The following is a 14924-nucleotide window of genomic DNA, read 5'->3' on the forward strand; positions in this document are numbered from 1 at the left end:
AGGCTATAAAACGTTTTCAGAGGTGTGCGATGACTGATATTGATTACAGCCAAGTAACGGGGATGATTCATTCGACAGAGAGTTTTGGAACAGTTGATGGACCTGGTGTTCGTTTCATCGTCTTTATGCAGGGGTGCAAGATGCGCTGCCAGTATTGCCATAATCCCGATACTTGGGAAATGGAAACCAACAACTCTCGTGAGCGAACAGTTGCTGATGTGCTAAAAGAAGCTTTACGTTATCGTGGTTTTTGGGGCAAGGAAGGTGGGATAACGGTCTCTGGTGGTGAAGCCTTGCTTCAGATTGAGTTCGTGACAGCCCTCTTTACAGAAGCTAAAAAATTAGGCATCCACTGTACACTGGATACTTGTGCTCTGCCATTTCGCGATAAACCAGAGTACCATGCCATCTTTGACAAACTTCTCGCCGTTACCGATTTGGTGTTACTAGATATCAAAGCCATTGAAAATGAGCGGCATAAACTAGTCACCAGTCAGTCCAACCGCAATATCATTGCTTGTGCCAAATACCTCTCTGAAAAAGGGGTTCCCGTCTGGATTCGCCACGTGCTAGTGCCTGGCTTAACCGATATTGATGAGGATTTGATTGCATTGGGCAGGTTTGTTGAAACTCTCTCAAATGTTAACCGTTTTGAGGTTCTCCCCTACCATACCATGGGTGAGTTTAAGTGGCGACAGCTTGGTATTCCTTATCCGCTGGCGGGAGTTAAACCTCCAACCAAGGAACGAGTGCAAAATGCTAAAAACTTGATGAAGACAGAAAGTTATCAAGATTACATGAAACGGGTTCAGAGCTGATACCCTCACTAAATCTCAGCTCTTGTCTATTAGTCGGTGAGCTTTAGAGCTGATTTGACTTAAAGTAAAAACCTACCTTCGCTAGCTTTTCAACTAGTGGGGTAGGTTTTTTGTGTCTTAACTATTTCTTCGCTGTTAAAATCGTCAATGTTTCCAACAGGTTTTCGGCATGGACTTCAATGCTATCGCCTGTGGCTTTGATTTTGACTTCAACAATGCCTTCGCTGGCTTTTTTACCAACGGTGACACGAATCGGCAGTCCGATGAGGTCACTGTCAGAGAACTTAGAGCCGACACGTTCGTTTCGGTCGTCTGTCAAGACCTCATAGCCTGCCATTTGCAGGTCCTTTTCGATTTGAGTTGTGAGATGTTGAGAAGCCTCGTCTTTGACATTGACGGTAATCAAGTGAACATCGTAAGGTGCAAGCTCTTCTGGGAAGTTGATGCCCCAAGCGTAGCGGTAGTCACCTTTTGGTGTTTTGTTGACAAATAGCCGAGCGTGTTGTTCAATAACAGCTGATAAGAGACGGCTTACACCGATACCGTAGGATCCCATCACCATCTCGACTGCTTTGCCATTTTCATCCAAAACCTCAGCGCCCATGCTAGCTGAGTAGCGTGTACCAAGTTTGAAAATGTGTCCAATTTCGATACCGCGAGCAAAGTGTAGGGTACCTTGACCATCAGGCGAGAGCTCACCCTCGCGTACCTCACGGATGTCGGTATAATCAGCAGTGAAGTCACGACCTGGGTTAACGCCTGTATAATGGTAGCCATTGCTATTAGCTCCTGCAACAGCGTTAGCCAAGTCCTGTACTTTGCGATCGGCGATGATTTGGATGTCCTCAGGCAGACCAACAGGTCCTAGTGAGCCAAAGTTAGCACCAAGGAATTGTTCTGCCTGTTCTTCTGTTGCAGGCTCCAAGAAAGCCACGCCGAGGTGGTTTTTTAGTTTGACGTCGTTGACTTGGTCATTGCCGACAAGAAGTGCGACCACTGGTTTGTCATCAGCCATGAAGAGCAGGGTCTTGATGGTCTGCGTGTCCTCAACAGATAGGAAGCTTGCCACTCCATCAATGGTTTTGCAATTTGGTGTTTCAATCTTGGTCAACTCTTCTTGGGTGACCACTTTTTGTTTTGGCTGGTAGAAATCCGTTGCCATCTCAAGGTTAGCAGCATAGCTGGATTGGTCAGAATAAACGACCGTATCCTCACCAGAGACCATCCATTTGGTCAGCTCTGCCTTGATGTCAGTTAGAACGTCTTCTGGAATCTCCTCAATTGATGGAATCGACTTATCTAAAACTAGCCAGCGACCAAGGTCTGTGCGGTCAGGGGTAATAGCCATGAACTCCTGGCTGTCCTTACCACCCATGGCTCCACCATCACCGATGATGGCTTTAAACTCGAGACCAGCTCGTGTGAAAACCGCCTCATAAGCCTTACGGTAATCTTCGTAAGTCACATCCAGACTATCATAGTTTTGGTGGAAGCTGTAGGCATCTTTCATGATGAACTCACGGGTACGCAGAAGACCATTTCGAGGACGTTTTTCGTCACGGTATTTGGGTTGAATTTGGTAGAGGTTGAGTGGTAATTGCTTGTAAGAGTTGATGGCATCACGTACCAGCATGGTGAAGGTTTCTTCGTGGGTCGGACCTAGGATAAAATCAGACTGATCACGGTTTTTAAGTTTGTAAAGGTCAGCTCCGTAGGTTTCATAACGTCCAGATTCCCGCCAGAGGTCAGCAGTTAGAAGAGCAGGCGCTAACATTTCGACAGCATCTATTTTTTCGAACTCTTCGCGCATGATTTGTTTGGCTTTTTCGATGACACGATTGGCCAGAGGCAGGTAGGCGTAAATCCCAGCGGAGACTTGGCGGACATAGCCAGCTCGCACAAGCAGGGCATGGCTGATGACTTGTGCATCGCTTGGCATCTCACGCAAGGTTGGAATCAATAACTTACTTTGTTTCATGAGTTATTCCTTTCTTAGAAAAAAGTGCGGACAATATCGTTCCAGGTGACCGCAATGGTTAACAGGAGCATCAGTGCGACCCCTGCCAGAGTAATATAGCCTTCTGTTTCTTGCTTGAGAGGCTTCTTACGAATGGCTTCAATGATGTTAAGCAAGATTTTCCCGCCGTCAAGTGCAGGTATAGGCAAGAGGTTGAAAATACCTAAGTTCATAGAGAGCATAGCCATCAGCGTCAACACAGAAAGCAGACCTTCTTTGGCAGCTGAACTGCTCATTTGGTAAATGGCTATTGGTCCACCGAGTTTTGTCACATCAGGCTTCAAAATGAGATTTTTTAGCGCTGTTGCAATAGCGAAGGCACTCTCCCAAGCCATGGCAAATCCACCTTTTAGCTTATCCCAAAACCCTGTTTTGAGGGCAGGGGATACCCCAATGAGGTAGCGGTCATCTTCTTGTTTCGGCGTGATAGTTACTTCTTTTTTGCGGATTCCATCTCCATCTGATAATTCCAGAACTATGGTAGAGCCGCCTGCCTGTACCGCTTGACTCAGGCTTTCCCAATCCGTCACAGGCTGATGATTGATTTGGTAAATTGTGACCTGACCAGATAAACCTGCTTGCGACAAGGGTCCATTGTCCGCTACTAGAAAGGTATTTGACGTATAATCTCTGACGCCACCTTGTAAAAAAGCAATCAAGGTAAATACAACTATACCTAAGATAAAGTTGTTCATAGGACCAGCAAAGTTAGTCATCAAGCGTCCCCAGACACTGGCGTTCTGATATTGGACGTCGAGTGGCGCTATCCGCACCTCAGTGCCATCTTCTTCGATGATGGTCGCGTTTTGGTCAACAGCATAGCTCTTGGATTCACCGGCAACTAATCCCATCACTTCGAGACTGTCTTCAAGGTCATAACTGGTGATGGCAATCGGAAGAGCTGTTTGATCAACCACACGGTCAGACAAATTGATCCGACTAACTAGACCTTTTTCATTGAAAGATAGGCTGGCAGAGTGTCCAGTTCTAATCTCTGTCTTATCTTCCCCCCAGCCAGCCATACGGACATAACCACCTAATGGCAACAGACGCAGAGTATATAATGTGCCATCAGCCGCTGTATGAGAGAAAATCTTAGGTCCCATGCCAACTGCAAATTCACGGACAAGGATGCCAGCACGTTTGGCAAAGTAAAAGTGTCCGAACTCATGGATAATCACTAAAATACCAAAAATAGCAATAAAGGTTATTAGACCTTGCATAATCGCCTCTTTTCTAAGTTAAAATAAGCCAAAGAAGTGCATCAAGGGTAAGACAAAAATGACACTATCAAAACGATCAAATACGCCACCGTGCCCTGGAATCAGCTTACCAGAGTCCTTTACCCCATAGTGGCGTTTGATGGCGCTTTCTACCAAATCCCCGAACTGTGCAACGGCGCTAAATAGTGCGATGAGAGGAAGTGTTCCTAGCAAAGAATAAGGCGTTACTGTTTTTCTAATGAGGATAAAGATGGCGGCAATAAGCATAGCAGACAAGATACCGCCTAAAAAGCCTTCAATACTCTTGTTCGGTGAAATCTGAGGCGCCAAGCGTCGCTTGCCAAATCGACTGCCAATCATATACGCCCCAATATCTGTTGCCCAAATGATAAAGAGCACAAACAAAACATGTTCAATCCCTGCCAAGCGGGCAAGTACCAGATGGTGAAAACCAATACCCATATAAAAACTAGCAGCTATCGCAAATGCCGCATCCTCGAAGCGATAGTTAGGAAAAGTGAAGACCATACCAGCTAAGATGATAAAGGCGATGACTGTAAGAGCTGAAACATTAGCTTGCAACGGTAAGGCACTGAAATAATGTCCCAATGGAACGGTTAGCACAAAAGCCCCCAACGTAGCTAGAGCACCTTCGAATGAAAAAGGCTCTAGTCCTTTCATTTTGAAGAGCTCTGCGACAGCAAGCATGGCTAGCCCTCCCAAGAGAAGGTGCAATGGTAGACCTCCTAAAATCAAAATCGGTAAAAAAATTGCTGCTGCTATCGCTCCATAAATCATACGTTGTTGCATACGCATCCTCCTTTAGATACCGCCAAAGCGACGATGACGACTACTATAATCTCTAATCGCTTGTTCCAGTTCAGCTTCCTTAAAATCAGGCCAAAGCACCTCGGTAAAATAGAATTCACTATAAGCCGCTTGCCAAGGCAAGAAATTACTCAACCGCTCTTCGCCACTGGTTCTGATAATCAAATCTGGGTCCCTATAGTCCATCGGTAAACTAGCGGTCATCAAGTGCTGGCTGATGATGGTTTCGGTGATGTCACAAGGTTCTAATTGTCCTGTTTTAACCTGTTCGGCGATCGCTTGCATGGCTAAGGTTAATTCGGCACGTCCACCGTAATTAAGCGCAAAATTTAAAATCAGTCCTGTATTTTCAGATGTTTGAGCGATTGCGCGTTCCATAGCTTCTAAAGTATCCTTTGGTAGGCGATTCGTTTCTCCCATAATTTGAATACGGACGTTATTTCGATTTAGTTCGGGCACGTATTTGTCAAAAAACTCCACCGGTAATTTCATGATAAAACGAACCTCATCTTCTGGACGAGACCAATTTTCTGTTGAGAATGCATAGACCGTCAACACTTTGACACCGAGTTTGGAGGCAGCAATGGTGACCGCTTGGAGGGCATCCATACCTGCCTTGTGTCCCATGACTCGAGGCTGAAGCCGCTTTTTAGCCCAGCGGCCATTGCCATCCATAATCACCCCAATGTGATGAGGAACCTTTAAATCAGCGAGTTTTTCCTCTTTGTTGAATAAATTAAGCATATGTTTCCTATTTTAGTGTATGATAAGACCATTTTACCATAAAAAAAGCCATTTGTGACAACTCCGTACTCAAACAAAAACTTTCTAGCTGACTAATCTAGAAAGTTCCTTTTGCTACTCTTGATGTTCGACAACAGTTTCTGCTGTTTCTGTTGTTTCAATGCTCCCATCAGCTAATTGAGCTTTTACAACATGTTTAATAGCGATCAACTCATAGGTCAGAAAGATACCGTCAGCATCTAAAACAACCTTGCCTTGATCCGGATCAACATGGTCAATGGTTGCATACAGCCCCCCAATGGTAATCACCTGATCGCCTTTTGATAATTTTTTAAGTTGCTCATAGCGCTCTTGCATTTGTTTGCGCTGTCTGTACTGCATAAAAAAGCTAAAACCTAAAAAAATAGTCATCAAAATTACTAAAATTATTGGGTCCATTTTTAATCTCCTTTTCTATTAACCCTACTATTATAACATTTTAGAAAAAATTTTCAAGAGAAAGCCGTTTATCTCGCTGGGTAACAACCAGGAAAATCGTTGTTTAGAGACCTTTTTTACGATATATTTTCTATCTCTAATGACCCTTGTATATCTAATCACCTTATCTTTATCTACAATGTTTTGGGTTAGGGATGACATCTAGATACAAAAGAATGTTATGACACATTTAAGAAGTCTATTGTACAAAGGCTGTTCAATCGGTCCGTGGGTTATTTGCCTAAGCAGAACTGGCTAAAGAGCTGGGTAATGAGCTCATCTGGCGCAGCGTCGCCAGTGAGCTCTCCCAAGATTTCCCAGCAACGGGTCAAATCAACTTGCAAGAGGTCAACTGGCATACCCATCTCAAGTCCTTCATTGACCGCACGCAAGCTCTCCAAGGCTTTTTCAATCAAGGAAATATGACGGGCATTAGACAAATAAGTCGCATCTTTTTCTACTAACCCTGCTTTATCAAAAAAGAGTTGGTTAATACGGTCTTCAATTTGGTCAATGTTGCGGTTTTCTAATACCGAAATGTCAATCACATCATCTGGAAGTTCTTTGCGCTCAATCTGCTCTGGTAAATCGGTCTTGTTGAGCAGAATGATGCGATTATTGGTCTGACTGAGTGCTAATAACTGCCTATCTTGATCGGTGAGAGGTTCACTGCTATTAAGGACCAGAAGCACTAAATCAGCCTCAGCTAAGGCTTTTTTGGAACGCTCAACCCCAATTTGTTCCACGACATCATCCGTCTCACGAATGCCTGCCGTGTCAATCAACTTCAATGGGACGCCTTTGATATTGACATACTCCTCAATGACATCCCGCGTTGTTCCTGCGATATCGGTGACAATGGCCTTGTCTTCACGTAGAAGGTTGTTTAAGAGACTGGATTTACCAACGTTGGGGCGCCCGATAATGGCTGTAGCTAGGCCTTCTCTGAGAATTTTCCCTCGTTTTGCTGTTCTGAGCAAGTTTTCTAACAAAGCCTGAAATTCAGCCGTTTTCTCACGCACAATAGCGGTGGTCATCTCTTCCACGTCGTCGTACTCAGGGTAGTCGATATTAACCTCAACCTGAGCTAGAGTGGCTAGAATCTCCTGACGAGTGCTGTCAATCAGTTCTCTGAGGGACCCTTCTAAATGACTGACGGCCACCGCCATGGCCTTGTCGGTCTTGGCACGAATTAAATCCATGATGGCCTCGGCCTGGGTCAGATCAATGCGCCCATTGAGAAAGGCTCGTTTGGTAAATTCACCAGGTTCGGCTAATCTAGCCCCATGCTTAATCAGTAGTTGTAAAATCTGATTGGTCACCGCCAGACCGCCGTGGGTGTTAATCTCAACCACATCTTCACGGGTAAAGGTGCGAGGAGCTCTCATCACTCCCACCATCACTTCATCAATGATGGCATCTTTTTCGACAATATGACCGTAGGTCAGGGTATGACTAGCTACTACTTTCAGAGCCTTACCTCTAAAAACTTGGTCAGCGATAGCGATGGCTTGGCTGCCAGACAAACGCACAATGCCAATGGCTCCTTCACCAAGTGGCGTTGAAATGGCTGCAATAGTATCAAATTCTTTTGTAATCATGAATATCCTCGGGTTTAATCCTTTTAGATTATTTCTAGTCATTAGTGACAAACTGGTGGTCAACGTTGCTAAGTTTTGAACAACTGAAACTCGTCAAGTTATGGTATAATACGCTTATGCCAATTCGTCATTTTGTCATAATGGCACTAACATGTGCCATTCAAACCATTCTCTTTACTGCTTCCCTATCAGCTGAGCAATTTTTGCTCACTCTCTTCTGGGGAATTTTACTAGGGCGCAACCTGGTTCGTGTTTATATGATTGACCGCCTCAGTCGCTTGCTTTTGCCTCCCAAGAAGTGAGACTAATCTCACCGCCATGTAGGACAGCTGTCTCGCCAGAAGCTAGCTGTACCACCAGTTCTCCTTTATCAGTGAGGTCAATAGCTGTCGCAGTCACAGCTTGTCCTTGTTCAAAAAAGGCGATCTCACGTCCCAAAACGAGTGACTTTTCCTTATAATAGGCAACCAACTCTTGCTCATCACTCTTTAGGAAAATGTTCAAAATCTCTGTAATAAGCTGGTAACGAAAAATTGGCGGTTGCTCAGTAAAAAGTGTCCCGGCCCTGTCTCTGAGTTCGTTAGGGAAATCTGTGATGTGGAAATTTAAACCAACACCAATAATCACATCGGTCACCAGCCCTGTTTCGACAGATGTGATTGCTTCAGTTAGCACACCAGCTATTTTTTTTTGCCCGACATAAATATCATTGACCCACTTAATCCCACAAGACCTACCACAGAGCTTGTCAATAGCTTTGACGATACTGGCTGCAACCATCATGGTGTAGGGCGGCAGCTGGGCATGCCTAAGGTTGGGTTTGAGATGGAGGGACATGTAAATTCCGCCTTGTGGACTGGTAAAAAAAGAGCGCCCAAACCGACCAACTGCGGCTGTTTGATGGGAAGCCAAGTACAGTCTAGGCGCAGTCAACCCTTGACTAATGCCGATTCGAGCATCCAGCTGTGTTGACTGGCTGACATGCTGATAGCTAACTGTTAACCCAGAATCTTGCGCGATACGACTCGGTAATAACAGGTCACCAGCCAACCAGCGGTAGCCTTTATTTTTAACCGATTCGATGATGATGCCTTGGTGTTCCAACGCTTGTATCGCTTTCCAAATAGCTGTCCGTGACAGCCCTAAACGATTAGCCAAATCTTGCCCGCGAACAAAATCGGTTGTCTTAATCAGTTCCTCAAACATAATTTCGTAGGTTTTCATAGAGCTATTATACCGTATTTATCCACGAAAAACCAATGAGCAACTTCGACTCAGGAACCTTTGCTGTGTTTTTTGTAAAAAATCAGGTAAATGACTTGACGAAGAACAGTTTATTTTGGTATGATATAAGACGGTATTGTTTACCCCATTTGAAAGGCCCCGGAACCTTCCAAATACCTTCGATGGGACGGAACACCCATCACCTGTAAACAAAAACGAATTCGTATAGGAGACCCCATGAACAAAACAACATTTATGGCTAAACCAGGCCAAGTTGAACGCAAATGGTACGTTGTTGACGCAACTGATGTACCTCTTGGACGCCTTTCTGCGGTAGTTGCTAGCATTCTTCGCGGCAAAAACAAGCCAACTTTCACACCACACACAGACACTGGTGACTTTGTTATCGTTATCAATGCTGAAAAAGTGAAATTGACTGGTAAAAAAGCAACTGACAAAATCTACTACACCCACTCACTTCACCCAGGTGGTTTGAAGGCTATCTCTGCTGGTGATTTGCGTTCTAAAAATGCTGTGCGCCTGATTGAAAAATCAGTGAAAGGTATGTTGCCACACAACACTCTTGGACGTGCACAAGGCATGAAACTGAAAGTCTTTGTTGGTAGCGAGCACAACCACGCTGCTCAACAACCAGAAATTCTTGACATTTCAGGATTGATCTAAGAGAAAGGAGTAACACATTATGGCACAAGCACAATATGCAGGTACTGGCCGTCGTAAAAACGCTGTTGCACGCGTTCGCCTCGTTCCAGGTACTGGTAAAATCACTGTCAATAAAAAAGACGTTGAAGAGTACATCCCACACGCAGACTTGCGTCTCGTTATTAACCAACCATTTGCAGTAACCTCTACTGCTGGTTCATACGACGTTTTCGTTAACGTTGTTGGTGGTGGTTATGCAGGTCAATCAGGCGCTATCCGTCACGGTATCGCTCGCGCCCTCTTGCAAGTTGACCCAGACTTCCGCGATTCATTGAAACGTGCTGGTTTGCTCACACGTGACGCTCGTAAGGTTGAACGTAAGAAACCAGGTCTCAAAAAAGCCCGCAAGGCATCACAATTCTCAAAACGTTAATATTCAGTTATATCAACGTTTCAGAGCACTTTGCGAAGTTTTCGCAAGGTGCTTTTTTCTATGCTTTTTACGAAAGTTTGCCCTAAAAGTTGCCCTAAATTTACCCTATTTATTTTGAATATGTTGATAGGCGAGAGTACCAGCAGATAGAGGAACAACGTTCGAGGTGTTTACATAGGTTTTTGTAGTTGATGTATCGCTATGAGTCAGAGCCTCAGAAATGGCTTCTAGGCTCATTCCTGCCTGCCTAGCAAGTGTAGCACCTGTATGCCTTAGTTTATGTGGTGTGGCATGCTTTAAGCGTGGATGGCGTCTCCTTACTGAGTTCATTTTATTGTTCAGATAATCAACGTGTAATGGGCTATTGACATTCCCTTTTGTATCGATATAAGTAAATACTAGCTGGTCAGGAGTTTGCATAATATCAAATTGTGCTAACTCTTGTTTTTGTTGTATTTTCCATTGGGATAGGAGTGTTACAAGGTAATAAGGGATAGAGAAAATTGTTTTCTTGTTTCCTTTTGTAGATTTCAAGTTTTTATATTTATCAAGAGCATTTTTCAGATTAATTTCTGCCTTGTCTAAATCAATATTTTTCCAATGCAGAGCATAGGTGAATCGGTTACTTGAAATAATGTAATTTCTTGTTAAGTCAGCAACTTGCTTTAATTTAAACATAGGTTATTTCTTTCTTTTGAAACGATATGAGTAGTACAACAACTATACATTTTAGGGAGATAAAAATCTAAACAGCTGAACTGCTTAGATTAGTGTTGTTCTTTCCAGTAGGAATATACAACAAGTTTGATAATATAGCTAAGCCGAGGTAGTCTAATAGCACCGTCTTCTTTCATCAGATTATAGCGAAAATCATCAAGTCCAGCAAGTACATCCTCGTCTAAATAAATACGGGAGGTAACTGTGGTTTCTAAGTTAGGATTAACATTTTTTACGTCTGCTTCCATCTGTTGGCGTAGCTTTTGCCATTTGTCAATTGGATAGTGTCTAGTATTTCGATAGGATTCTTCTATGACACTTCCTATAGAGGCTTTCAGAATGATGTTAAATGAAAGACCATTCAATTCATTGTAGTGATTGGTAAGAAGTGTTTTTTCAAGTTTTTCTAGAAAATCCACTTTATTTAGTTCTTGAATTTTACGTTCTTTTTCTTGAATCAGTTCATCTATCCATACCTTTGCTTCGTATGCAAGGCGGACACTCTTATATACCCTAGTCATACATTTTCCTTTCTAAAGTTCGTTTGAGAATTTAATTCTATCCATTGTTTCAAGATCTGTATAGAAGTTGAAATCTGTTTTATTTAGTTTATTACAAATTTGTTTAATCATATACTTGCCACGTTCTTCGATCCGCTCATTGACTTTTTTAAGAAAAACTGGATAATTTTCTTTTTTTGGAAGGATTTTTTTATCGTGACCTTCCCAAAATAATTCTACATTGTATTCGGTATTAACGTAAGGTTGTAAGTAGTATGTTTCAACAAAATTGGTCCATGCGTCAGGAGACAAAATATTTAACCATTCTTGTAATGACAGTAAAGTTATATCCCAATAGTCCCTAGAAAAATAATATCGACCTGTGTTCATCCAGCTGGGAAGGACAGTAAAATTTCCAATTGTATGGGTTAAGGTTGCAAACTTTTGGAAATCATCTAAATTATTTTGAATGTTATCAAACATTAAATAGTTTTGACTTTGATAGAGGGTAGAATATGAAATATGGCGTTCTTTTTCTTTTATTCCTAATACTTTTGATAAAGTGCCATAATCAGAACTATCTTTTATAGCTTCGTTAAAAGTTGTAATAAAGGAATTCATCGCTTCCCCTCTAATAATGTCTTTTACTGAATTTTGCCAACCTAACATTTGATATAAGTAGAATGCTTCTTTATCGCAATCAGCATATTCACCACTTTTTCCTGTAACACAAAATTCAGTTGGTTTTTTTAATTCATAAGACTTGTATTTTAGAATGTTACAAAGATTATTTGTTGATAAATCATCAGAATAACAATTCTTGAAATCCCATAACCACGGTTTGATATTTTGACTATCGCAGTACTTAAGCCATTTAATAATTTTTTTGTTTTCCATAGGAATCCTCCTGAAAAATGTGTTAACACCACTATACATATACTATACCACAAATTTAGTAGATTTCAATTATTTTTTAAAAAAATAAAAAATTTTTTTCTTTTTTCTATAGTAAATAATGTGTTGTAATGAAAAAAGCAATTTTCAATATATAAAAATAGCATTTCATTTAGAATGAAGTGCTTAAACAAGATCTTATAGATATTTTATTTGGAGATATTGGTTTTTATGATTCTTAATTGTAAAATGTTTTTTAAGATGAAGCAACTGGTCTAATTGAATATTTCCAGCAATTATTGCCCCTTCATTTTTTTGACTGATTCCAAAACAGGCGAACCATTCACCATTAGTGGAAGTTGACAGCATATCTGTACTAAAGTATGCTTTATATTCTTCATGATTTGGAAGAGAACGAGGGTCAGGAATCACGAGAACATCATTGCTAAAAATATATTCAAAATCATTACCTCCCTCAACCCATTTATCTAGAACTGGAAAAACAAAATCAGATTCTGAATAGTCTAGAAGAGTATTATAAGCTACTACGCTATCATCTTTGATTTTAAAAACTAGGATATTTGGCTTATCTAAAAATGTTATTGAAGTCATAGTTCCTCCTCTCAAGTTTTAATAAAAGATATTTTTAGGCTTTTAATATTTACAGTGAAAGTAGATATTATTTTTACTATAATTATATCATAAAAGCGCTTGTAATCTAACTGTTTTTTTTTCTATACTGATTGGGAAAAAGTATAAAAATAATTAAAAGGTGGTAGAATATATGTCTGATAATAAATTACAACAAATATGGAGTTCTGCGAAAACTTCAGAAGCATTGATTGAACGTTTAAAGGAAAGTGATTCATTGGAATATATTGATAAAAATAAAATTTTTTCCTGTACAATTTATAAAGAAGCATGGGATGAGGTAGAAAAAACTGGACCTAACGGAATAAGAGGAAATATTAAGACGGCTTTTACGAATAAAGAGCTTTCTGACATAACTGGGTTAGAATCTTCGAATGGTTCTAATATTAATTTTGTATTTATTGGTATTAGTTCTTTCGGTGATATTATTGAAGTTGGAAAATCTAGTATAGACGGTGACTGGGCAAATAAAATATATTTTGAAAAAGGTGTGTCAATTGAATACCTTGAGTATATAATAGAAAAAACTTTGGAATCTTCACCCAAAATGAAAGCTAAAGAATTGTTAAATATCCTATCTCTAAACCTGAATAAGTTTTATGAACGTATGATTATACTTCCTATTATCTCTGATCAAAATACAGATGATGATATTGCTATACAAATGGAAAAAGTTGTAGGTAATCATGTGGCTATACCGTTTATAAAGGATAATAAGAATATTAAGTTTGTTCGACCAAATAGTCATAATGGTGGAGCGAAAAATACAAAATAATACACTAACTTATCTTTTACCTTTTTTAGTGTGAAGGGAGTCACGCAATAAAAACTTAAAATACCATCCTTACTTTTGAGAGTAGAGATGGTATTTGAATTTACTCATATCAGTTTAGGAAATAGGGCAAATTATTGATATACCTGACTCGTATTATCTTAATTTTATGGTAAAATTGCCCTATTTAGATAAAACTATTTGAAATTCATTAAAAGTTTGTAAGAAAATTTAGACCCCAAATAGCTTAAATAAAGGAATATGAGCTAGTTTAGATATTGGATTAGCCAAACCAGGTCTTAAGAAAGCTCGTAAAGCTTCACAATTCTCAAAACGTTAATATCAGCGATATATCAACGTTTCAAACGCCTTTTGGTTCACACTATCAGGCGTTTTTTAATGTTTTTTTAGCAAAGTTCACACCACTTTTCACACCAAATTCACACCATTTAATTTTATAGTTATCGGCAGGCAATCTCTCCAACTGTAATAGGACTCAGCTTTGTAATCACCCCTGTGGGGGTGTATTAACAGTGTTTATTTCTGAAATAATTATTTAGCAGAATGATTAGGAAACAATATTAAATGCTATAAGCACATAACGAATCTGAGTATTCGAAAACATCAAGGAACAAAAATAGCCCAAGAAATTTTTCAGGCTTATGGCGTGAAAAATAGAGAACTTCTCTTGACAAGAATAGATTTTTACGGTAGACTATTTAGGTATGTTTAGTAACTGATATCACAATAGCCGGCTAAACGAATACGAAAATTCTAGAGGAGGTATTCATCGTGAAACGTACTTTTCAACCAAGTAAAATCCGTCGTGCACGTAAACACGGTTTCCGTAACCGTATGTCTACTAAAAATGGACGTCGTGTTTTAGCAGCTCGTCGTCGCAAAGGCCGCAAAGTTCTAGCGGTAGCATAAGACAGATGAAACCACCGAAAACTCGAGTTCGGTGGTTTTTTGATGGAAGAATTTAAGTCAAAAAATATAAAGTGAACTTCAGGTAACTAGCTATTTTTATCCGATGTAGTGACAGCTTATGCGAGTGATGATAACGATGTTAGCCCGGTAGTTTTATCTCTAGCTCTGCCAGCAGTTTTAAGCATTAAATGGTTTTTCTTTGAAAAATACCCTAAAATTGACAATCATAAAAATGGTGGTGACATCTTGAATACTGGACGAGCGGGGATATGATGTGGCATGCGAATGAGACAACAGCAAGATGTCTCATCTCAGAGTTAATTGCTAAGTCGCTGATGAACAGTTATAAAAGAGACTAGGCTTGGTAATATGGACTTGTTAGTGACCAGCATGAGCGACGCTAACTGTCGAACGGATCGCTCAGCTCCATGT

16 protein-coding genes and 1 pseudogene are annotated in these 14924 nt (G+C 40.7%); 6 read left to right on the plus strand and 11 right to left on the minus strand.

Annotation, left to right across the window (positions count from 1 at the left end; genetic code table 11):
• The first annotated feature begins 29 nt into the window (after positions 1–29).
• Positions 30–818, plus strand: coding sequence for a pyruvate formate-lyase-activating protein (pflA, locus tag ACERC8_RS00605; RefSeq protein WP_373657966.1), 789 nt, complete (start codon positions 30–32; stop codon positions 816–818).
• A gap of 121 nt (positions 819–939) precedes the next feature.
• Here pflA and ACERC8_RS00610 read toward each other — a convergent pair whose 3' ends face one another.
• The 6 genes from ACERC8_RS00610 to mnmE all read right to left on the minus strand — a co-directional run bounded on the left by ACERC8_RS00610 (position 940) and on the right by mnmE (position 7708).
• On the minus strand, positions 940–2796 hold the full coding sequence (locus ACERC8_RS00610) for a proline--tRNA ligase (protein ID WP_373657967.1): 1857 nt from the start codon (positions 2794–2796) through the stop codon (positions 940–942).
• Between the two features lie 14 nt (positions 2797–2810).
• Positions 2811–4058, minus strand: coding sequence for an RIP metalloprotease RseP (rseP, locus tag ACERC8_RS00615; protein ID WP_373657968.1), 1248 nt, complete (start codon positions 4056–4058; stop codon positions 2811–2813).
• A gap of 18 nt (positions 4059–4076) precedes the next feature.
• Positions 4077–4868 (minus strand): phosphatidate cytidylyltransferase, encoded by a 792-nt coding sequence (locus ACERC8_RS00620; RefSeq protein WP_373657969.1) that lies wholly within the window; start codon positions 4866–4868, stop codon positions 4077–4079.
• A 12-nt stretch (positions 4869–4880) separates the two neighbouring features.
• Positions 4881–5630 (minus strand): isoprenyl transferase, encoded by a 750-nt coding sequence (locus ACERC8_RS00625; protein WP_373657970.1) that lies wholly within the window; start codon positions 5628–5630, stop codon positions 4881–4883.
• A gap of 114 nt (positions 5631–5744) precedes the next feature.
• On the minus strand, positions 5745–6068 hold the full coding sequence (gene yajC, locus ACERC8_RS00630) for a preprotein translocase subunit YajC (RefSeq protein WP_373657971.1): 324 nt from the start codon (positions 6066–6068) through the stop codon (positions 5745–5747).
• A 272-nt stretch (positions 6069–6340) separates the two neighbouring features.
• Positions 6341–7708 carry a tRNA uridine-5-carboxymethylaminomethyl(34) synthesis GTPase MnmE gene (mnmE, locus tag ACERC8_RS00635; protein ID WP_373657973.1) on the minus strand — a complete coding sequence of 456 codons (1368 nt, stop codon included), beginning with the start codon at positions 7706–7708 and terminating at the stop codon, positions 6341–6343.
• A gap of 116 nt (positions 7709–7824) precedes the next feature.
• Here mnmE and ACERC8_RS00640 point away from each other — a divergent pair, with 116 nt between their 5' ends.
• The gene (locus ACERC8_RS00640) at positions 7825–8010 is read left to right on the plus strand and encodes a DUF3272 family protein (RefSeq protein WP_373657974.1); all 186 of its coding nucleotides are present in this window, start codon (positions 7825–7827) and stop codon (positions 8008–8010) included.
• Here the strand turns inward: ACERC8_RS00640 and birA are convergent.
• A complete protein-coding gene (gene birA / locus ACERC8_RS00645; RefSeq protein ID WP_373657975.1) occupies positions 7979–8932 on the minus strand; it encodes a bifunctional biotin--[acetyl-CoA-carboxylase] ligase/biotin operon repressor BirA in 954 nt (317 codons plus the stop codon). The genes ACERC8_RS00640 and birA overlap by 32 nt on opposite strands.
• Positions 8933–9169: 237 nt before the next feature.
• On the opposite strand from birA, the gene rplM reads away from it, so the two are divergent.
• A complete protein-coding gene (gene rplM / locus ACERC8_RS00650) occupies positions 9170–9616 on the plus strand; it encodes a 50S ribosomal protein L13 (protein WP_373657976.1) in 447 nt (148 codons plus the stop codon).
• Between the two features lie 19 nt (positions 9617–9635).
• On the plus strand, positions 9636–10028 hold the full coding sequence (gene rpsI / locus ACERC8_RS00655; RefSeq protein ID WP_018369092.1) for a 30S ribosomal protein S9: 393 nt from the start codon (positions 9636–9638) through the stop codon (positions 10026–10028).
• Positions 10029–10133: 105 nt separating this feature from the next.
• On the opposite strand, the pseudogene xerC reads toward rpsI, so the two are convergent.
• The 4 genes and pseudogenes from xerC to ACERC8_RS00675 form a co-directional block, all read right to left on the minus strand.
• Positions 10134–10643, minus strand: a pseudogene (xerC, locus tag ACERC8_RS00660) (tyrosine recombinase XerC); the annotation flags it as partial.
• A gap of 152 nt (positions 10644–10795) precedes the next feature.
• Entirely contained in the window at positions 10796–11266 is a 471-nt protein-coding gene (locus ACERC8_RS00665) for a hypothetical protein (RefSeq protein ID WP_373657977.1), read from the minus strand.
• A 12-nt stretch (positions 11267–11278) separates the two neighbouring features.
• A complete protein-coding gene (locus ACERC8_RS00670; RefSeq protein ID WP_373657978.1) occupies positions 11279–12142 on the minus strand; it encodes a hypothetical protein in 864 nt (287 codons plus the stop codon).
• 195 nt (positions 12143–12337) lie between these two features.
• Positions 12338–12751 carry a hypothetical protein gene (locus tag ACERC8_RS00675; protein ID WP_105209103.1) on the minus strand — a complete coding sequence of 138 codons (414 nt, stop codon included), beginning with the start codon at positions 12749–12751 and terminating at the stop codon, positions 12338–12340.
• A 172-nt stretch (positions 12752–12923) separates the two neighbouring features.
• On the opposite strand from ACERC8_RS00675, the gene ACERC8_RS00680 reads away from it, so the two are divergent.
• Positions 12924–13565, plus strand: a complete 642-nt coding sequence (locus ACERC8_RS00680; RefSeq protein WP_373657980.1) for a hypothetical protein — start codon at positions 12924–12926, stop codon at positions 13563–13565.
• A gap of 789 nt (positions 13566–14354) precedes the next feature.
• Positions 14355–14492: a 50S ribosomal protein L34 gene (gene rpmH / locus ACERC8_RS00685; RefSeq protein WP_018368178.1), complete on the plus strand. Its 138-nt coding sequence runs from the start codon at positions 14355–14357 to the stop codon at positions 14490–14492.
• The last annotated feature ends 432 nt before the right edge of the window (positions 14493–14924 follow it).

This window comes from Streptococcus sp. E29BA, assembly GCF_041807805.1.
Lineage (GTDB): Bacteria > Bacillota > Bacilli > Lactobacillales > Streptococcaceae > Streptococcus > Streptococcus entericus.